17 protein-coding genes and 1 pseudogene are annotated in these 20041 nt (G+C 25.5%); 2 read left to right on the top strand and 16 right to left on the bottom strand.

Translation table 11 applies throughout. From position 1 onward, the window contains the following. Positions 1-57 precede the first annotated feature (57 nt). Positions 58-915, top strand: a complete 858-nt coding sequence (locus ACUN06_RS04495) for a choline kinase family protein (RefSeq protein ID WP_291732020.1) — start codon at positions 58-60, stop codon at positions 913-915. A 99-nt stretch (positions 916-1014) separates the two neighbouring features. On the opposite strand, the gene ACUN06_RS04490 is transcribed toward ACUN06_RS04495, so the two are convergent. The 7 genes from ACUN06_RS04490 to ACUN06_RS04460 form a co-directional block, all read right to left on the bottom strand. Next, complete coding sequence (locus ACUN06_RS04490; protein ID WP_291732017.1) at positions 1015-1368, bottom strand: hypothetical protein; 354 nt, start codon at positions 1366-1368, stop codon at positions 1015-1017. A gap of 311 nt (positions 1369-1679) precedes the next feature. Further along, the gene (locus ACUN06_RS04485; protein WP_291732015.1) at positions 1680-2015 is read right to left on the bottom strand and encodes a hypothetical protein; all 336 of its coding nucleotides are present in this window, start codon (positions 2013-2015) and stop codon (positions 1680-1682) included. Positions 2016-2143: 128 nt separating this feature from the next. Next, complete coding sequence (locus tag ACUN06_RS04480; RefSeq protein ID WP_291732114.1) at positions 2144-3490, bottom strand: MATE family efflux transporter; 1347 nt, start codon at positions 3488-3490, stop codon at positions 2144-2146. Between the two features lie 140 nt (positions 3491-3630). Next, a complete protein-coding gene (pdxR, locus tag ACUN06_RS04475) occupies positions 3631-5076 on the bottom strand; it encodes a MocR-like pyridoxine biosynthesis transcription factor PdxR (protein WP_294396731.1) in 1446 nt (481 codons plus the stop codon). Positions 5077-5751: 675 nt separating this feature from the next. Then, on the bottom strand, positions 5752-8619 hold the full coding sequence (locus ACUN06_RS04470) for a hypothetical protein (RefSeq protein ID WP_449390144.1): 2868 nt from the start codon (positions 8617-8619) through the stop codon (positions 5752-5754). A gap of 2 nt (positions 8620-8621) precedes the next feature. Next, positions 8622-10700 (bottom strand): efflux RND transporter permease subunit, encoded by a 2079-nt coding sequence (locus ACUN06_RS04465; protein WP_294396725.1) that lies wholly within the window; start codon positions 10698-10700, stop codon positions 8622-8624. 362 nt (positions 10701-11062) lie between these two features. Beyond that, positions 11063-11842, bottom strand: a complete 780-nt coding sequence (locus ACUN06_RS04460; RefSeq protein WP_449390143.1) for an endonuclease/exonuclease/phosphatase family protein — start codon at positions 11840-11842, stop codon at positions 11063-11065. A 193-nt stretch (positions 11843-12035) separates the two neighbouring features. On the opposite strand from ACUN06_RS04460, the gene ACUN06_RS04455 reads away from it, so the two are divergent. Then, the gene (locus ACUN06_RS04455) at positions 12036-12875 is read left to right on the top strand and encodes a tetratricopeptide repeat protein (protein ID WP_294396722.1); all 840 of its coding nucleotides are present in this window, start codon (positions 12036-12038) and stop codon (positions 12873-12875) included. A gap of 107 nt (positions 12876-12982) precedes the next feature. On the opposite strand, the gene ACUN06_RS04450 is transcribed toward ACUN06_RS04455, so the two are convergent. The 9 genes and pseudogenes from ACUN06_RS04450 to ACUN06_RS04410 all read right to left on the bottom strand — a co-directional run bounded on the left by ACUN06_RS04450 (position 12983) and on the right by ACUN06_RS04410 (position 19904). Continuing rightward, positions 12983-13138: a zinc-ribbon domain-containing protein gene (locus ACUN06_RS04450; RefSeq protein WP_291735122.1), complete on the bottom strand. Its 156-nt coding sequence runs from the start codon at positions 13136-13138 to the stop codon at positions 12983-12985. Between the two features lie 134 nt (positions 13139-13272). Continuing rightward, a complete protein-coding gene (locus tag ACUN06_RS04445) occupies positions 13273-14436 on the bottom strand; it encodes an AI-2E family transporter (RefSeq protein ID WP_449390142.1) in 1164 nt (387 codons plus the stop codon). A gap of 152 nt (positions 14437-14588) precedes the next feature. Continuing rightward, positions 14589-15908, bottom strand: coding sequence for an APC family permease (locus ACUN06_RS04440; protein ID WP_291735127.1), 1320 nt, complete (start codon positions 15906-15908; stop codon positions 14589-14591). A gap of 164 nt (positions 15909-16072) precedes the next feature. Then, entirely contained in the window at positions 16073-16786 is a 714-nt protein-coding gene (locus tag ACUN06_RS04435; RefSeq protein ID WP_449390253.1) for an RNA-guided endonuclease InsQ/TnpB family protein, read from the bottom strand. A gap of 21 nt (positions 16787-16807) precedes the next feature. Continuing rightward, positions 16808-16954, bottom strand: a complete 147-nt coding sequence (locus tag ACUN06_RS04430) for a MerR family DNA-binding transcriptional regulator (RefSeq protein ID WP_449390141.1) — start codon at positions 16952-16954, stop codon at positions 16808-16810. 133 nt (positions 16955-17087) lie between these two features. Further along, the gene (locus ACUN06_RS04425) at positions 17088-17963 is read right to left on the bottom strand and encodes a radical SAM/SPASM domain-containing protein (protein WP_302542176.1); all 876 of its coding nucleotides are present in this window, start codon (positions 17961-17963) and stop codon (positions 17088-17090) included. Between the two features lie 3 nt (positions 17964-17966). Then, positions 17967-18107 (bottom strand): hypothetical protein, encoded by a 141-nt coding sequence (locus ACUN06_RS04420; protein ID WP_449390140.1) that lies wholly within the window; start codon positions 18105-18107, stop codon positions 17967-17969. 23 nt (positions 18108-18130) lie between these two features. Then, positions 18131-19309 carry an RNA-guided endonuclease InsQ/TnpB family protein gene (locus ACUN06_RS04415; RefSeq protein WP_449390252.1) on the bottom strand — a complete coding sequence of 393 codons (1179 nt, stop codon included), beginning with the start codon at positions 19307-19309 and terminating at the stop codon, positions 18131-18133. Beyond that, positions 19230-19904, bottom strand: a pseudogene (locus ACUN06_RS04410) (IS607 family transposase). Before ACUN06_RS04410 ends, ACUN06_RS04415 begins: the two are co-directional and overlap by 80 nt. Positions 19905-20041: the final 137 nt, after the last annotated feature.

The raw sequence follows: 20041 nt of genomic DNA, 5'->3' as shown, positions 1-20041 counted from the left end.
TTATTTGTTTAAATGTCAATAAACATATATTATATACTTTTACATTAGGAGATTGCTATGAAAACCACTTTAATTAAATTTTTACAAACTGAAATGAATTGGAATCCTATAAATATATCATTTATTGAAAAATTAGGAGGTCTTAGTAGTGAAAATTATAAGGTTTCTTACAATAACAATGATTATTTTGTTAAAATTTGCATAGCTGATTACTTACATACTGATAGAATAAATGAATTATCAATATTAAATAAGGTATCTAAAATAAACTTAGCCCCTAATATATATTATTTTTCTAATAAAAGTGGTAATATGATTACTTCTTGGATTGATGGAAGTATGCCATCACTAGATGATTTTAATTCATCTAACTTTTTAAATATGCTTTCAAATTCATTAAAGAGTCTTCATAATTTAAAATGTGAAAAACAATTTAATCCATTTAATGATATACGAAAAAGAATAGAAATATGTAAAGATTTAAATTTACCCTTGCCTAAATCTATAAACATACTATTGGAATTTTTAACTTACATTGAATATAAGCTTAATAAAAGCCCTTTAATTGGACTTTGCCATAATGATTTAAATGCATCTAATATTATTTTAACTTCTAATAAATTATACTTTGTAGATTATGAATATTCTTCAATGGGTGATATTTTTTTTGACTTAGCCACTATTTCTTGGTTCTTTTCTGAAAAATCTAGAAAAGATTTATTAAAATTTTACTTTGGTGAATATAACCCAAAAGATTATGAAAAATTATTAGATTTTATTTTTATAGTTAAATTTTATAATGCTTCTTGGTCATTATTAAAATCTACAGATCTTAATATAAATTATGATTATTTATCTGGAGCTAAAATGATTTTTAAGGATTTACTTAAGAATGATTCCATAAGAAATTTTTAAAATAAGGGGGTTAATAATTTAACTCTCTTATTTTAATGCAACTTTAAAAATTATGTCATATTCAAAATTAATCTTATTTGAAAACATATATTTTAAAATCTATATACCATAGTGAATCAAGTGTTTATTGTCCCTAATAGCAATATTAATTTTATTAATTAAATTTTCAAGTTCACTTGATTTAAATTGCTTGTTTGCCCTAGCAATAATTTTTTTAAATTCTTTTAATGATCTTGGAGGAATAATTGTAATTCCACAATAATCTAAACCTAATCCTGGATGCTTTTTCATTTGAAAATATGTTTTTAACTTTCCTAATTCTTCTAAATGTTCCTTCACTATACCTTCTATTAAATCATCACTAACTGAAATACAGTTATATTTTTTAGGTTCATAATCACTATACCATTTATCTTCTTCAAATTTTTCAATTACTCCAAAATTGTGCTTCATAAAATTCTCACCCCATATAATTTAGTTTTTTATCTTTTATTATCTAACTATTTTAAAATTATCTTTTTTATTATATATAATCAAAAATTCAAATTTAAATTACACTAATATTTTAAACTTATCAAATATATTTAAATTTATTTCAATTATAATGAAAAAAGCTTCTAATGTTGCAACCAATTTGCAGTATTACTTTTAAATCTTAAAATCTATTGATATCACTAACTTTATATATTCTTAAATATAAATAAAAAACCCACCGTTTAAAACCAGTGAGCTTTTCAGAAAATTTCAAAAAACATTTTTTATAATTATTTATTCTTACCACTACAATTATTTTCTAAGCATTGATTTAATAAATCACTTATAGCATTAGTTAATTGACAGTTTGAATTCATAAAATAGCAATTTGTCATTTGGTTATTCCAAGCATATAAAAATATTAAGAATAATACTAATTTCATAAATTGCATTCCATAACATTGTAGTAAATTTAATAATTGACAAGCTAGAAATTCATTTGCCGCTTCAGTATTGCTATTACTGTAATTTTCACAAAAATCTTGTAAATCATCTAAATTTACATCACTTAAATTCAAATTATTTAAAATATCATTTAAATTAGCTGTTGAAGTACATGTACTCAATTCTCTTATCCTCTCAAAAGTTATCTAACACTTTATTTTATGGTGAAAATATAAACATTGATACATCTTTATATAAAAAATGATATAAAACAACTTAAAATCATTTTATATCATCTCATTTTTGTATTTTAAACTTTTATAGTTCCATGCTTTAATAAGTGTTTTATTCTTTTGAAATAAGTAATTCCTAATGGAATTGATGCTGCAAGCCAAGCTACTGGATCTGCTAAACATATTCCAAAAAAGCCTATATATTGTGGTAATGTAAATGCAACTATTGCTCTTGCAATAAGTTCATATGCTCCAGCCATCATTGGAACAAATGAATCACCAATTCCTTGAAGTGCATTTCTATAAATAAATATTAATCCAAGAGGTATAAAGAATATTGCTGATATATCAAGTACTTGTTGAGCATATTTTAATATTTCCACATCTGGATTACTTATAAACATCATAACAAAATATTTACCAAGGAATATTAATACTGCTCCAGCAATAATACTAGTAATAATAGATATTTTAGTACAAGCTTTTACCCCTTCTTTTATACGATTATATTCTTTAGCCCCCAGATTCTGTCCACAATACGTAGCCATAGTTACACCAAAAGTAATTGCTGGTTGCATAACAAGTTGTAATGCTTTTGAAGCTGCTGTATAAGCCGCAATAATAGTAGAACCAAATACGTTTAATGCACCTTGTACTGTCATTATTCCAATTGCTGTTATTGAAAATTGAAGTGCCATTGGAATTCCTATTTTTAAATGCTTATGATAATATCTTTTTTTGACATTAAAATCTTCTCTTTTTAATCTTAAAATAGTAAATTTCTTATATGTGTATATTAAGCAAAGTATTGCTGAAACAGCTTGAGAAATAATAGTTGCATAAGCTGCTCCTGCAACTCCCATATTGAAGTTAATTATAAATACTAAATCTAAAATTACATTTAATACAGAAGAAATTATTAAGAAATATAAAGGTGTTTTACTATCACCTAAAGCTCTTAATATACTTGCAATTAAATTATATGCAACTGTTGCTATAACACCAGCATAAATTATTTTTATATATAAATATGCATCATTTATAATATTTTCAGGTGTATTCATTAACTTTAATAAAGGCATGGCCCCTAATAAACTAACTATTGTAATTATAACTACTGAAATTATCGTTAATGTAATTGCACTTGCAACTGCCTTACGTAACCCTTTTTCATCTTTTGCCCCAAATCTTTGTGAAACTAATACTGCAAACCCACTAGATAATCCTGTTGCAAATCCATTAACTAAAAATACCATAGAACTAGTTGCTCCAACAGCTGCTAATGCATCTACTCCAACAAATCTACCAACTATTATAGTATCAACCATATTATAAAATTGCTGGAATATATTCCCTATGAGTAATGGTATTGAAAATAATAAAATTAACTTTACTGGATTACCATTAGTCATATCATTTGTCATATTGTTTTTCATCTCCTCATCTCCCCCTAATATCTTATTTCACAATTAAATACAATATCATCTTTACTGTAATTTTGCAAAACAAATTTTTAAAAAGTAAGAATAAATTTTACTACCCCCTATAACTAAATAAAAATAAGTTACTTTTCTAATTTTTTCTTTACTTCTCCTATTATTTTAATACCTTCTTCTATTTGATTTAAATTTAATCTTGATAATCCTAACCTTAACGTACTTTTACACCTATCATCTATTGAAAATATATCTCCTGGTGTAAATATAACCCCTTTTTCATAACATTTTTCTAATAATTCCCTAGCATTTATACCTTCTATTCCAAGATAAATATGAAGCCCACCTTCTCCCCATATAAATGTTGATTTAATATATTTATTAATACAATTTAATGCAAACTCATACTTTTCTTTATATACTTTTCTAACTTTTTTTATCTGCTTTTCAAATGCCCCAGAATTTAAATATTCATATAATATTCCCTGATCTAAAAAAGAAGTATGAATATTTTTACATCTCTTTACACTTTCTAAAACATCTATAACATCCTTATCAGCAAGTATCCATCCTATTCTTATTCCAGGAAATAATATTTTAGAAAAACTTCCTATATAAATAACTCCACTGCCACCATTGTCAAGAGCCGCCATAGGTGATACATGAACACTGTTATATAATAATTCTTCATTAAATCCATCTTCAATAATAGGAACATTATATTTTTTAAACAAATTATAAACTTTATATCTTTTTTCTCCCTTCATTACAATTCCAGTTGGATTATGATATGAAGGAATTAAGTACCCAAACTTTATATAATTATTTTTTAATTTTTTTTCTAATTCATCAACATCTATTCCATCTTCTGTCATAGAAACTCCTACAACATCTAATCCATGAACTTTCATAATTTTAATAGCGGTATTATGAGTTGGATTTTCACATATAATTTTATCACCTGTATTGGTATATGCAGTAAAAATCATTTCTAATCCTTCTGTAAAACCATTTGTAATTATAATGTCTTTTCCCTTTATATCTACTCCTTTTGTTTTCATATAATTAAATAAATATTCCATAAGAGGCTTATATCCTTTTGCATATCCATAATTTAAAATCTTATGACCCTCAATTGAAATTCTATTTAAAAATGCCTTTTTAAACTCATCCATATCAAATAATTTACCATCTGGAGATATACTTTTAAAAGAAATTAAATTTTTTTCCCAAGGTATCTCATTTTTTACTATATCTAATTCATTAGCAAGCTTTCCATAATTATTAACCTTATCATTCCATATAACCTTCCATCCCCCTTCATTTATGGATTTAACTTCTGATACAAAAGTTCCCTTTCCCTTTACTGTATATAATATTCCTTCTTCCTCTAAATTTTCATATGCTGTTATTACAGAATTTCTACTTACACCAAGTAACTTAGAAAGCTCCCTTGTAGCAGGGAGCTTTCCATCTGAAACAAGAAGATTACTAGTAATCATGCTTTTTATATAGTTTTCTATTTGTAGATATAATGGCTCTTCATCATTAAATTCTATTTTAGAAAATATCATTAACCTTCAACTCCTAAAATAGTGAATACTCTATTATATTATCTAATAGTTCACTAAATTCTAATCCCCGTACCTTTAAACTCTTAGGAATAAAAATTTGTGTTGTTATTCCTAGAAGAGTATTTACCTTTAGTAAATAAGGTACTTCACTATTATTATCATATCAACTCGCACATAACTATTGCAACCTAAAATCCCCCAAAACCTCTTTGATATATTATTAATTTTTTTCTAATAAAAATACCTCTTATTTTCTTCCATTTTTTGTATTTAGAATTATACTCCATTTATACTTTCATTTTATATTCAGTAAAATGAAGGATTAACCTTATTCATTATTCATTAAATATCCTTTTAATATTATCTTAAAAATTTCCTATTTCACTTATAAAAGCATATTGTATGATTTTATTTTATACAGTAAAATTTATTAAAAATACAATTTTTAAATAAAATTACTCATTTTTTTCTAAACGAAAAAAATGGGGCTAATATGAAAACAAAATTAGGTTTAACAATAAAAATTTTTATTGGACTAATACTCGGCTCAATTTGTGGCATAATTCTTTACGGTATAGTTCTATCTAGCATGATAAAGGATGACATATTAATTGATTGTACCTTTATATAGAACCTTAAATTATATGCTAAAACTATATTTTAAAACAGTTCCTATTATTTAAATAAATTTTTTATTTTTTGAATTAATGATTTATCAGTTTTACTTAATTTTGAATTATTTTCAGTATCTATTTCATTTGTAGTTTTACTTGCTTCAACAGAATCACTTCTCATAATAAATTTAACTGATCCTGTCATATTACTAGATAATCCTGAATAAACTCCATAATCCTTTGTCATTTGGACTAATTCATCCTTAACTTCACTAAATCCATCAATACTATCTAGTAATTCTCCACCTTTATCATTAATCTTATCTAATCCTTCGCTTTTTAACTTTTCAACACCATCATATAATTGTGAAGTTCCATCCTTAAGTTCCTTTGTTCCATTTAATATCTTTTCTGAATTATATTTTAATGTTCCTGTACCTTCAGCTAATGTATTAGCACCTGTTGATAATACACTAACACCATCACTTAATGTTTTACCTCCTGCTGCTAATTGACTTGTTCCATTATATATTGATCCTATTCCATTGTTTATTAATTTTGAATTAGTACTTAATTCACTTGCTCCACTTGCTAATTGATTACTTCCTGTTGATAATGCACTAACACCATCACTTAATGTCTTACCTCCTGCTGCTAATTGACTTGTTCCATTATATATTGATCCTATTCCATTGTTTATTAATTTTGAATTAGTACTTAATCCACTTGCTCCACTTGCTAATTGATTACTTCCTTCTAATAAAGATTTAGTACCATTTGCTAATGTTCCTGTTCCATCAGCCAATTCCTTGCTTCCCTTTGAAAGTTCTCCCATTGCATTATTTATTAATTTTGAATTCTCATTTAAAGAATTTGCTCCATTTAATAAGGTACTACTTCCTTCTTGTAAACTTCCAACTCCATCCTGTAAATTTTTTGTTCCACTTAATATAGATTTACTTCCATCCTTTGCTGAAGTTATTCCATTTCCTATTTCAGTTGCAGCATTACTTAATTTATTACCATTTGATGATAATTGTGATAATCCATCTGCAAATTGTTCAGAACCACCAGACAAATCTTTTAATCCAGCTTGTAATTTACTAGCTCCGGTATTAGAAGTTTCAATAGCTTGTGCTATTTCATTTAAACCTCCACTTTGTCCTTGAGATATTTTTAATATTTCTTGACTATAATTTTTAAGAGCTGTTGCTTGCTCTGGATCTACTTCATTAAGTTTATCTGCAATTTGAGAAATTTGATTAGCAATATCACTTAATTGTGATGTTGTTCCTTGAATATTTTTAATTCCACCACCAATTTCCTTTAATCCATTGTTTAAATTAGTAGCTCCTTCTAAGCTAGATTCTATTCCATTGTTTATAGTTTTATAATTATTATTTAAGTTATTTGATCCATCTAAAAGTTGATTAATTCCTGGCAAAAACTCATTTTGATATTTATCATTTAAATTGCTAAGTCCTTGATTTAATTCTACTGTACCATTATTTAATTGACTTGAACCATCTTTTAAACTATTAACTCCTGAATTTAAAGAATTTGCACCTAAAGCCAAATTTGATATTCCCTTGTCAAACTCTGTATAATTTCCTTGTAATTGATTTACTCCTGAATTTAATTTCTCTGCTCCATTATTTAATTGAGGAACTTTTTCATTTAAATTATTAACACCTTCATTTAGGCTATTTGCTCCTGTTGATAATGTTGATACACCTTCATCAAATTTTAAATAGTTACTCTTTAATTCTCCTGCACCATCATTTAATGTATTTACTCCATCTATTAATGTTGGTACTTTTTCACTTAATGTATTAGCTCCTTCATTTAAGCTATTTGCTCCTCTTGCTAACCTTGATACACCTTCATCAAATTTTGAATAACTACTCTTTAATTCTCCTGCACCACTATTTAATGTATTTACTCCATTTATTAATGTTGGAACCTTACTACTTAATGCATTTATACCATTTTTAAGTTCAATGGCTCCACTATTTAAAGTGCTTACACCATTATTAAAAATTGAATAATTATTTGATAATTCAGTTTGTCCATTTAATAATTCTTTTGAACCACTTAATAAATCTTCTCCACCTTTTTGTAAGTCATTTAATGAATTTCTTAAATCATCAAAACTATCTATGCCTTCTATATCATCTATTTCTCCACTTGTTGTAGATGCAAATAACATTATTGCAGGTATTTCAAAATTATCAGTATCTCCTGTAATTTCAAATGAACTACTTAAATCAACAGTACTTCCATCAAGTAAATCATCTAATAAATCACCTATTTTAAGAGATTCCTTAAGTCCCGGTATTGTTACAAAAGTTACTAAAGAATTATTTCCATCATCCATAACTTTACCTGAAGTTACTTTTAAATTACTAAACTTAGTATTTGATAATGTAATTTCTGCTGCTGTTAAAATTGGTAAGTATAATGTTCTTTTTTCTCCTTTTATAAAACTTGTCTTACTTTCATTATTAGTAATATTAAGTGAAATTTTAAAATTCCCCTTTTGCCCTAATACCTCATTTGGGTTAACTTTTTTCCCATTAAATTCATAATCAACCCATACTGTTATTGGTAACTTATTGTTGCTTTTCCCTTGATAATATAATTCCTTTGAATTAACTTCCCATGTTAATTCATCACCATTTTTTACTGGTTCCTCTTCTCCCTTTACATTTTTAATATCACTTAATGTTGATTTATCTGAAAATTTTCCTAAGTTTTCACTTCCTTTAATCCAATCGCTTACAATTTGTTCTGTTGGATTTCCATTTTCATCTAATATTACATAAACTGTTTCATCTTTATTTATATCTTGAGCAAAAGCTACTGTATTGCTAGTTACTGTTATTAATGTTACTAAACACGCTAATTTTTTTGATAATCCCTTTTTCATATCTATTTTACCCCCTCAGTAGATTTAACAAATGATTTACTTGTCTTAATTATTAGTTTTTCACAAAGTAATAGTATTCCTGGCAATACAAATAAAATTACAAACATACTTATAATTGCCCCTCTAGACATTAAAATACATAATGAACTTATCATTTCTATATCCGATATAATTCCTACCCCTGCAGTTGCTGCAAAAAAAGTTAATGCACTAGTTACAATAGATCTAGAAGATGTTTTAAGTGCAATTGTCATTGCTTTTACTTTGTCATTTGTTAAAGCTAACTCTTCTTGAAATCTAGATGTTAATAAAATTGCATAATCAACTGTTGCTCCTAATTGAATTGTTCCTATTACTATTGAAGATACAAATGGTATTACACTTCCTGTATAATATGGAATTCCTAAGTTTATAAATATTGCCAATTCAATTGCTAAAACTAATAATATTGGCACTGATATTGATTTAAATACAAATAATATTATTATGAAAATAGCTAAAATTGATGCTGTATTAACCTTTTTAAAGTCATTATCAGCTATTGTAATTAAATCTTCAGTTAAAGGAGCTTCTCCTCCAACTAATCCTTCTTTATCATATTTTTTTACTACTTTATTTATTTCTTTTAATTGAACTGCTACTTCATCAGATGCTGATTTATATTCAGAATTAAGCATAATTTCTTCATATCCACCATTTTTAATCTTTTTCAATAATTCCTTTGGAATAAAACTTTCTGGTATTCTTGCTCCTAATATATCTTCAAGTCCAACTACTGAAGTTACTCCATCTATATTTTTTAATTCTTCTATCATTTGATTAATCTTGTAACCTTCAAGATCATCTTTTACTAAAATTATGTTAGTAGACATCATATTATATTCTGTTTTTAACTTATCATTAGCTACTATAGATAGTAAATCCTTAGGAAGAGATTCATCTAAATTATAATAAACTTTAGTGTTGTTATTTCCAATAATAGCTGGTATTAATATAATTGCACCAATTGCAACTAAAACTTTATGATGTTTTATTATAAATTCTGAGCTCTTTTCAAACTTAGGTAATAAAACCTTATGTTGATATTTATGAATAAGCTTATCAAATACTAATATCATTGATGGCAATACTGTTACTGTACATATAACTCCAAATAAAACACCTTTTGCCATTACTAATCCAATATCCTTACCTAATGCTAAATCCATAATACATAATGCTAAAAATCCTGCTATTGTAGTTAATGAACTACCAGTAATAGATGATATTGTCTTTTCAATTGCAACTGACATTGCATCAATTTTATTAAGCTGATTTTTTCTTTCTTCATCATATCGATGTAAAAGGAATATTGAATAATCCATTGTTACCCCAAGTTGTAATACAGCTGATAATGCTTTTGTTATATAAGAAATATTTCCAAATACAATATTTGTCCCCATATTATAAATAATTGCAACTCCAATACTTAACATAAAAATAATTGGGATAATAAATGATTCCATAGTTAAACTTAAAACAATAATTGATAATATTACAGCTATTAAAACATAAATTGGAGTTTCCTTATCAGCTAAATCTTTAGTATCTTTTATAACTCCTGCAACCCCACTTAAAAAGGCCTGTTTTCCTGTTATTTTCCTTATTTCTTCTATTGCCTTTTCTGTACTTTCACTTGCATCAGTATCTCTTAACTTAACAATCATCATTGTTGAGTTATCAGAAAAAAATATGTTTTTAACTAAATCAGGTAATATTTCTTTTGGAACTGAAATATCTAATGCATCATTAATCCATATAACTTCTGATACACCATCAACAACTTCTACTTTTTCTTTTAGCTTAGCTACATCTTTATTATCCATACCTTCTACTATAAGCATAGCTAATGATCCACAATCAAATTCATCTTTTAATATCTTTTGAGCTTCTCTTGTTTCTAAATCATTTGGTAAATAACTTAAAATATCATAATTAACTTTAGTATTAAAATAACCTATTGCAGATGGTATTAATAAAATAATTGCTATTATTAAAATTAAAACTCTGTTTTTGGCTATTAACTGTGATATTTTTTTCATAGCTTCTCCCCCTATCATCCTCTTGCTTTAAACTTTATACTTTTTGAACTATTTTTTCAATTTCAGTTTTATTTCTATTTTTATCCATTTAAGTTTGTTTATTTTATTTTATAACGTATTCATACCATTTTCCCCTTAAATTGTTTCGTTTTTCTTTATCTCTTATTTTTTATTACCTCCATTTCCTTATTCTTCTAGCATTAAATTTTCACTTTAAATTTTATTAATTAAAATTTAATATTTTATTTAAAATTTAATCAAAAAAAAATAATACTAATTATTAACTTACAGTTACTAACATTAGTATTATTTTTAATATAATTTTATTCTTTAAATTTTAAATTTTATTATATTACTATCTTTTATTTTTTCAATATAATATCTGCAATTAATGGATAATGATCTGATGGATATTTTCCATTTTCATTATCTTTAATAATATCAACATCAACAATTTCTAAATCTTCACTTACAAATATATAATCTATATGTAACCCTTTCTCTATACCTTTAAATCCACTCATTGTTGATTTTTTATACAATTCTTTTTTTACTTCTTGGACTGCAACAAATCTATCTGTATTATATTCTCCTGCTGCAAATTTTTTAATAACTTTGCTATTAGGATTAGCATTAAAATCCCCCATTACTATTACAGGCAATTTTTCTTTCTTACGATTTTTATCAATAAATTGAGCTAATTTTTTTAACCCAAAATCTCTTGCTTGTGGTAAAAAGCAATCTAAATGGGTATTATAAACTCTTACTTTATCTCCATTTTCAAGTTCTACTATAGCAGTTGTGCATATTCTTGGATACAAGGAATACCATAATTGACTTCCTACCTTTTCAGGGTTTTTAGATAACCAAAATGTGTTGTGATCTATTATTTTATTTCTATTTTTAATAAATAAATTATTTCTTTCAGAAAAATATTTTTTACTTCTAGGCTTTCCTACAATTGTATAATCATCAAAATTTTCTTTTATATCATTAAACATTTTATTTGTTACTTCTTGTACGCCTATAATATCACAATCATATTTATCTATAATTTCATATACTATATGTTTTCTCTTATCCCATCTGTTTTTAAAATCTAAAATAAAATCACTTCTTAAATTAAAAGACATTACTTTCATTATTTCCTAACCCGCCTTTATTTTTATTAATATCATTATACCTCTTATAGTTAATTCTTCAAATTATTAAGTTTTTATTAACATCTTGTGGAAATATTTACATATTGTATAATAATAATAGAGGTATCATTGTATAAATTTTTATTAAAGATATTACTTTAAAATTCATTTTTACAATGTAATGGAGGGGTATATGAAAACAACTTTAAACAAAACAAATATTATTTTAATAAGTATAATTTTATTATCATTAATTTCATCTACATTTTTAGGAATGAAATTAGCTATTTTATTATGCTTATTATTATTTTTAATTTATTTAATAATAACAAAACATTATTTTATAAAAGTATATAAGGGGATGAAAGCTTATAAAATTGAAAACTATTCTAATGCATTAGAAAATTATAGAGATGCAGCTTTGTCTAAATATTGTAGCGGTCCTATAATAAGTAATTATTTAATATGTGAATTAAAATATGGAAAGCCTTCTATAGCAAGAGAATATATTGATGAAAATTTAATTTCTAAAAATATAAAATCCAATGAAAAATTAAATTTAGAAGTTACTAAAGCAATTGTTTTATGGAAAACTAACTCTCAAGAGGAAGCTATTAATTTATTAAAACATTTAATTGAAAATAATAAAAACACATATATTTATGAAACTTTAACCTCATTACTTTTAGCATCTGGTAAATTTAATGAAGCAAAGAAATATATTTCTGAAGCAATGGAATTTAATTCTGATAATAACATAATAAAATCAAATTATGCTGAACTTTGTTTTAAATTTGAACAATTTGATGAAGCAGAAAAAACTTTTGATTACTTAATTAATGAAAATGTTAAATTCATAGAACCTTATTATTATTCAGCTTTATTAGAAAGAAAAAAGGGTAATTGCGATAAAGCATTTGAACTTTTAAGAATAGCAGAAAGCTTTAATGAATCTCTTGTAAGTTTAATCACTCATAAAGATATTGAGCAAGCTCTTAATTCAGTATTGATAAAATCTTTAAATATGAATTAAATTTTATATTACAAATTATAATATAATCTATATATTAAAAGGAGCTGTATCCAGATTGAATTAAAAAATTCAATCTAATACAACTCCTTAAGAAACATACTATATAATTATCTTCTATTATTTTGTTGTTTCTTTGCTTTTCTACAAGCAGGACATCTTGTTGGTTCATTTTCGAATCCTTTTTCCTTGTAAAATTCTTGTTCTCCTTCTGTGAAAACAAATTCATTTCCACAATCTCTGCATGTTAAAGTTTTGTCTGCCATTTAAAATTCCTCCATATATGAAAGGTTTAAACAAAAATAACAACAAAATAATAAATTATTAGTTAATGTTTATATACCTTCCTTTTCTTTACATTATAGTAGTATAAACATTTTTTAAGTTTTTATACATTTTTTTATTTATATTCCTCTGTTTCTACTGGCAACCCTTTTTTTCTCAATTTATCTTCTACTACTTCTTTTATTATTGAGTAAATTATTGCAAATAAAGGTACACCTATTATCATTCCAACAACACCCATAAATTTAGCTGCTACTAATAAAGAAAATAATATCCAAAATGCTGATATTCCTATAGAGTCTCCTAATATTTTTGGTCCTATTATATTACCATCAATTTGTTGAATAACTATAATTATAATAATAAACCATAAGGCTTGTATTGGAGAAGCAAAAAGAATTATTATTGCTGATGGAATTCCACCAATAAATGGTCCAAAGAAAGGTATTATATTAGTTACTCCAATTATAACTGAAATTAATAATACATATGGCATTTTAAAAATAGTTAATATAATAAAAGTTAATATTCCTATAATAGCTGAGTCTAATATTTTCCCACCAATAAACTTACTAAATGTCATATTACTTTTATTTGCTAAATTTAATACAAATTTTGCTCTTTCTTTTGAACATAATGCATAAGTAACTTTTTTACTTAATGCTATAAACTTTTCTTTATCAATTAATATGTAAATTGATACTATTATACCTATTATAATATTTAAAACACTTGAAGTTGTACTAATAACAAAGTTAGCAATTACCGGTAATAAATTACTTATTGTAGTTATAATATAATTAATAGCTTCACCTAACTTTTCATTAATTAAAGTTATATATTTTGGCTGTAAATTTACATTTCCTATTAATTCATTTGTATATTTAGAAACATCATTAACATATTGAGGTATATTATTAACAAGCCCAACTATACTATCAATAAGTTGTGGAAGTACAAATTGAATAAATAAGTATGTTATTAATATTGCTGTTATATAAGTAAATACTATTCCTACTGCTCTTTTTGCTGTTTTATTTAAATTATTAAACCATTTATATGATAATATATTTTTTTCATAAAATTTCAAAATAAAATTTAGTAAGTATGCTAGTGCAGTCCCTATAATAAATGGTTGCAATGTTCCAATAAAATCATTTATTCCACTTTTTATTTCAGTAAATCGTGCTATACCCAAATATAAAAGAATACTTCCACAAATGACCAAAAAAGCATAAATTGCAATAGTTGCATATTTGTTATTCCAATTAATTTTCATTATTCATCCTCCCTGTCCAAATCTTAATAGTATTCTATCATACTTTATTAAAATATTTTAGTATTAGTTATTAAATAAATTGTTACTTTTGCATATATTATATAAAAAACAGTAGAATTAATCAAAATTCTACTGACTAAATATTTCTTTTATTAATTTAATTTATTTTTATAATGGTTATATACATAAATAGGAATTCCTAAAAGCATAAGTATAAATCCCCACATTACAGTTTCTGCTCCTGATCCATAAATCGTCCATATTACATATATAAATGCTAATAATGTCATTAAAGACTTTTTCATAAATATTTTAAAATTAAATTCTTTTTCTTCTCTAAAAATTAACATCATTTCAGCCGAAATACTCAATATATACACAGGTAAATATGAAAGTGTTGCAAGTATAGTTATAAATGTAAATGCATCAACCATGCCTTTTTGAAAATTCATAATTAATAATATATTAACTAAAATAGAACCAACTATAAGTGAATTTACTGGTGTTCCAGTTTTACTATTTATTTTACCCAAAAATTTAGGGAATACTCCATCAACTCCTGCTGCATAAGAAACCCTTGCTGTTGATAATAGCCATCCTATAATAGTTCCTAATATGCAAATAACAACGGAAATAGTTAATATTCTTCCAAGCCCACTTCCTAATGCATTTGTTAATATATCTGTTAATGGTGCTGCACTATTCGCTAATTCTTCATTACTCATAGCACCCATACTAGCAATACTAATTGCTAAATATATAATAGCTGCAATTAGTAATCCATAAATTGTACTCTTTCTTACATTTTTTTCAGGCTCTTTCATTTCTCCAGCAGCTATTGTAGCACTTTCTAATCCTATAAATGCCCATAATGTTGATGTAGCTGCCAATGGAACTGTACTTAATCCATTTCCTTCTGGAAATAAAGGTATAATATTTTGACTATCAAAATTTAAAAATGCTACTATTATAAATAATGTAAAAAATCCTATTTTAAACACAGTAACAAAAGCTTGTAACTTTCCTGCTACTTTTACACTTAAAATATTAATACTTGTAAATATCCACAAAATAGCACTAGAAAATATTATTGAAACTAATGAATTATTTAAACTTGGAAACACTGCTGATGCATAACTTGTTATTGCAACTATAATTGCTGCATTTCCTATCCATGATCCATTCCAATATAACCAAGCACTCAAGAATCCAGCAAAGTCACCAAAAGCTTCCTTTGTATATTGATAGGCTCCACCTGTAGATGGATATTTAGTTCCTAAATTTGCAAATGATATTGCTATTAATATTGACCCAATTGTTGTTATAATCCAGGCAATTATTGTTGCTCCCGGACCTGACACCTGTGCTAATGTTGAAGGAAGCATAAATACTCCTGAACCTATCATATTACCACAAACAAGCATTGTAGCCATAAAAAGGCTGATTTCTTTTTTTAGATGTTTATCTTCCATTTCTCCTGCTACTCGAAATATGGGCAAACGTATCCATATTGAGATTTTTCCTTTTTCAACGTGACCTATTTTGTCTTGATAAACATAGACTACTTTAGTTTGATATATCACTCCAAAGGCGTAAATTCCCGACTTAGCCATCGGTACATATCTATAAAATTTGTTTATGCTATTTTATAGATTTTTGCATCTCTTAAATTAAGACTTGCATTATAATCTCTATCTTCAACATACCCACAATCACAATTGAAAATTCTATCTTTAAGCTTTAAATCTTTTTTTATAGAAGCACATTTATGACATAGTTTACTTGAAGGATAAGATCTATCAACAATTCTTAATTCTATACCCAAAGCATTGCATTTAGTTGCTAATTTATTTCTAAATTCATTAAATTTCTGTTGTGCTACTGCTTTAGATAAATGCTTATTCCTCATCATTCCTTTAACATTTAAATCTTCTATCGTAATATAAGATGGTTTGTTTCTCACCACATTACTTACAACTTTATTTATATAATCAGTTCTTATATTGTTAAGTCTTTGATAAAGTATTTGTACTTTAGCTATTTGTTTTTGGATATTTTGTCGAGTAGCTTCTCCCTTCTCTTTTTTATTTCTTATTTTTAAACTTTCATATTTCCTTGAAAGTCTTTTTTGCTGTCTTGATAATTTCTTTTCTAACTTTCTAACTCTTTGAGTTTTATTTATGTTTTTATAAATGATTTTATCGCTGCAAATAGCAAAATCTTTTATGCCCAAATCAATTCCTATACCTTGATTTGTATTTTTCTGTGGGATATTTTCTACATCTTTTTGCCCATTAGTAGAAACTCTAATATAAATAACTGTCTTTCTATCATTATCAGAACCATTGATGCCTTTAAACTCTAAATACTGTTAGTAAGTATAATATCTTCTGTCTGTTGGTGTTCTTTTTGCCTTTAATATCTTTTCCCTATCCCAACGTTGCAAGGTTTTTACACTCACTCCAAGTAATTCAGCAAAATCTTTTGGTTTGTAATTTGTTATGTGTTTACTGTTCATTAATATCACTCTTTAGGCACATATTGACACTTTTAAACACATTCGTCAATATTTTAATTGACTATATATTCCTCCTTAGTACACTATGCAAATTTAATTAATCCCTCTATTTAATGCATTTAAAATAAAAAAATTATTTCTTAAATCTTGTTGCATAACCACATTTTTTACAAAGCTCTTCTACTGCCATTCTTTTTGAAAAACCATTATATATATCTGATGCTCTTTTTCCTTCTATAATATTTGTAAATGATGTATTAAAAATATTTCCTAATTCTATTGTTCCTTCACTATCTAAGCAACAAGGAACAACAGTACCATCTACTAAAATCCCTACTTGATTTCTTAATCCATAACAAAATACTTTTTCTTGTGAAGAATCTAAATTAATATTAGGCCATTCAAATTTTTCTGCCATATTTAAATAAACTTTATCTTTAAGTTTAATTCTATGTGTTTCCTGCAGCTTTTCACTTAATGAAAAATCCAAATTAAGATTTTTTTCTAGCATCCTTAATATTTCTATATTTAAGTTATTTTCCCCTTTTAATTCTTTATTATCCATATTCCATAATCTTATTGCACATATAATGTTACTTTTTTGTGTTGCATTATTTATAAAATCAGTTACATTATTTATGTATTCATGAAGCTCAATTTTACTTTCATTAGCTTCAAAGCTATGTAATGAAATATTTATTTGCCTCAAAGCTTTTGCTTTAATAAGCTTTTCTCCAACTTTATTAAGCAATGTTCCATTTGTCGTTAAATTTACCATTAGTTCATTTTCATAACTATCTTCTAAAAATGCTTCAATATTTTCATTTAATAAAGGTTCTCCCATTAAATGAAAATATATATGATTAGTAAATGGCTTTACTTCTTTAAGTATATAATTAAATTCTTCCCTATTCATAAATTTATATTTTCTTTTTGTCTTTGGACAAAAATTACAACTTAAATTGCATATATTAGTTATTTCTATATATACTTTTTTAAATTTCCTCATTAGTTAATCTGCTACTCGAAATATGGACAAACGTATCCATATTGAGATTTTTCCTTTTTCAACGTGACCTATTTTGTCTTGATAAACATAGACTACTTTAGTTTGATATATCACTCCAAAGGCGTAAATTCCCGACTTAGCCATCGGTACATATCTATAAAATTTGTTTATGCTATTTTATAGATTTTTGCATCTCTTAAATTAAGACTTGCATTATAATCTCTATCTTCAACATACCCACAATCACAATTGAAAATTCTATCTTTAAGCTTTAAATCTTTTTTTATAGAACCACATTTATGACATAGTTTACTTGAAGGATAAAATCTATCAACAATTCTTAATTCTATACCAAAAGCATTGCATTTAGTTGCTAATTTATTTCTAAATTCATTAAATTTCTGTTGTGCTACTGCTTTAGATAAATGCTTATTCCTCATCATTCCTTTAACATTTAAATCTTCTATCGTAATATAAGATGGTTTGTTTCTCACCACATTACTTACAACTTTATTTATATAATCAGTTCTTATATTGTTAAGTCTTTGATGAAGTATTTGTACCTTAGCTATTTGTTTTTGGATATTTTGTCTAGTAGCTTCTCCCTTCTCTTTTTTATTTCTTAATTTTAAACTTTCATATTTCCTTGAAAGTCTTTTTTGCTGTCTTGATAATTTCTTTTCTAACTTCTTAACTCTTTGAGTTTTATTTATGTTTTTATAAATGATTTTATCGCTGCAAATAGCAAAATCTTTTATGCCTAAATCAATTCCTATACCTTGATTTGTATTTTTCTGTGAGATATTTTCTACATCTATTATTACAGACACATAATATCTATTTGCTTTCTTTGATACAGTTCCGCTAATAATTTTTGAGCCTATTGGAATGTAGCCATACTCCTTTAACCTTACGTTTTTTAATGTAGGTATCATTATTTTATGTCTATCCACTTTCCAATCGCCTTTATTACTCTTAGGAAAGTATAATTTAACATCACATTTATTTTTCTTTTTAAACTTAGGAAACTTAGCTTGACCTTTAAAAAACCTTTTATAAGCGATTTCGGCATTTTGTATAGCTTTTTTTCTAGCTTTAGAACCGCAATTATTTATCCAAGAGTATTCATCTAAAACTTTGATTTCATTATTTATATACTTATCAAAATCATTGGCACTCATAAACACCTGTTTCTTATCAATGAATTCATTTTTGTATTTAGTATATAGTTGATTGTTCGTTGATAAATATTCATTATATAGCCATCTACAAACTCCAATACTTTGATTGATTTTCTGTATTTGTTTTGTTGTTGGTTTTATCTCTACTTTGTAGGCTTTTAGCAATTTCTTCATCCCTTTTTATCTTTTTTTTATATTTTCTTAATCCGTATATTCTACAACTAAAAACATGTAATATTGAAATTATATCTTGAACTAATTCTTCTTGCGGTGAAAGCAATTCGTTATTTACAACTATTATTTTCACATTATATTTACTCAAAAATCGTTCAAACCAATCATATCCAAAGCGAATAAATCTATCTTTATGAGTTACTATAATAGAATCAACTTTATTTTCCATGCATTCTTCAATAAGTTTATTCCATTTTCTACGATTGTAATTCAATCCACTACCTATATCTTCAATTATTTCATCTACTATTATTCCTTTGGAAGATGTAAAGTTTAAAAGAAATTCTATCTGATTTTTTAAATCATCTTTTTGCCCATTAGTAGAAACTCTAGTATAAATAATCGTCTTTCTATCATTATCAGAACCATTGATGCCTTTAAACTCTAAATACTGTTCGTAAGTATAATATCTTCTGTCTGTTGGTGTTCTTTTTGCCTTTAATATGTTTTCTCTATCCCAACGTTACAAGGTTTTTACACTCACTCCAAGTAATTCAGCAAAATCTTTTGGTTTGTAATTTGTTATGTGTTTACTGTTCATTAATATCACTCCTTTGGCACATATTAACACCTTTAAACACATTAATCAATATTTTAATTGACTATATATTCCTCCTATATTTAATTATTTAATAGTTTTTTATTTTTAATACTCTTCATATA

The sequence above is a fragment of the Clostridium sp. ETTB3 genome, from assembly GCF_053571985.1.
This window is presented reverse-complemented; position numbering and strand designations above follow the sequence as displayed.

Excerpts from the sequence above, each read along its gene's own strand:
- ACUN06_RS04450 (WP_291735122.1), bottom strand. The coding sequence starts at position 13,138 with ATGGCAGACAAAACTTTAACATGCAGAGATTGTGGAAATGAATTTGTT.
- ACUN06_RS04465 (WP_294396725.1), bottom strand. The coding sequence starts at position 10,700 with ATGAAAAAAATATCACAGTTAATAGCCAAAAACAGAGTTTTAATTTTA.
- ACUN06_RS04490 (WP_291732017.1), bottom strand. The coding sequence starts at position 1,368 with ATGAAGCACAATTTTGGAGTAATTGAAAAATTTGAAGAAGATAAATGG.
- ACUN06_RS04445 (WP_449390142.1), bottom strand. The coding sequence starts at position 14,436 with ATGAAAATTAATTGGAATAACAAATATGCAACTATTGCAATTTATGCT.
- ACUN06_RS04420 (WP_449390140.1), bottom strand. The coding sequence starts at position 18,107 with ATGGCTAAGTCGGGAATTTACGCCTTTGGAGTGATATATCAAACTAAA.
- ACUN06_RS04495 (WP_291732020.1), top strand. The coding sequence starts at position 58 with ATGAAAACCACTTTAATTAAATTTTTACAAACTGAAATGAATTGGAAT.
- ACUN06_RS04425 (WP_302542176.1), bottom strand. The coding sequence starts at position 17,963 with ATGAGGAAATTTAAAAAAGTATATATAGAAATAACTAATATATGCAAT.
- ACUN06_RS04440 (WP_291735127.1), bottom strand. The coding sequence starts at position 15,908 with ATGGAAGATAAACATCTAAAAAAAGAAATCAGCCTTTTTATGGCTACA.
- pdxR (WP_294396731.1), bottom strand. The coding sequence starts at position 5,076 with ATGATATTTTCTAAAATAGAATTTAATGATGAAGAGCCATTATATCTA.
- ACUN06_RS04430 (WP_449390141.1), bottom strand. The coding sequence starts at position 16,954 with ATGAACAGTAAACACATAACAAATTACAAACCAAAAGATTTTGCTGAA.
- ACUN06_RS04460 (WP_449390143.1), bottom strand. The coding sequence starts at position 11,842 with ATGAAAGTAATGTCTTTTAATTTAAGAAGTGATTTTATTTTAGATTTT.
- ACUN06_RS04480 (WP_291732114.1), bottom strand. The coding sequence starts at position 3,490 with ATGACAAATGATATGACTAATGGTAATCCAGTAAAGTTAATTTTATTA.
- ACUN06_RS04470 (WP_449390144.1), bottom strand. The coding sequence starts at position 8,619 with ATGAAAAAGGGATTATCAAAAAAATTAGCGTGTTTAGTAACATTAATA.
- ACUN06_RS04455 (WP_294396722.1), top strand. The coding sequence starts at position 12,036 with ATGAAAACAACTTTAAACAAAACAAATATTATTTTAATAAGTATAATT.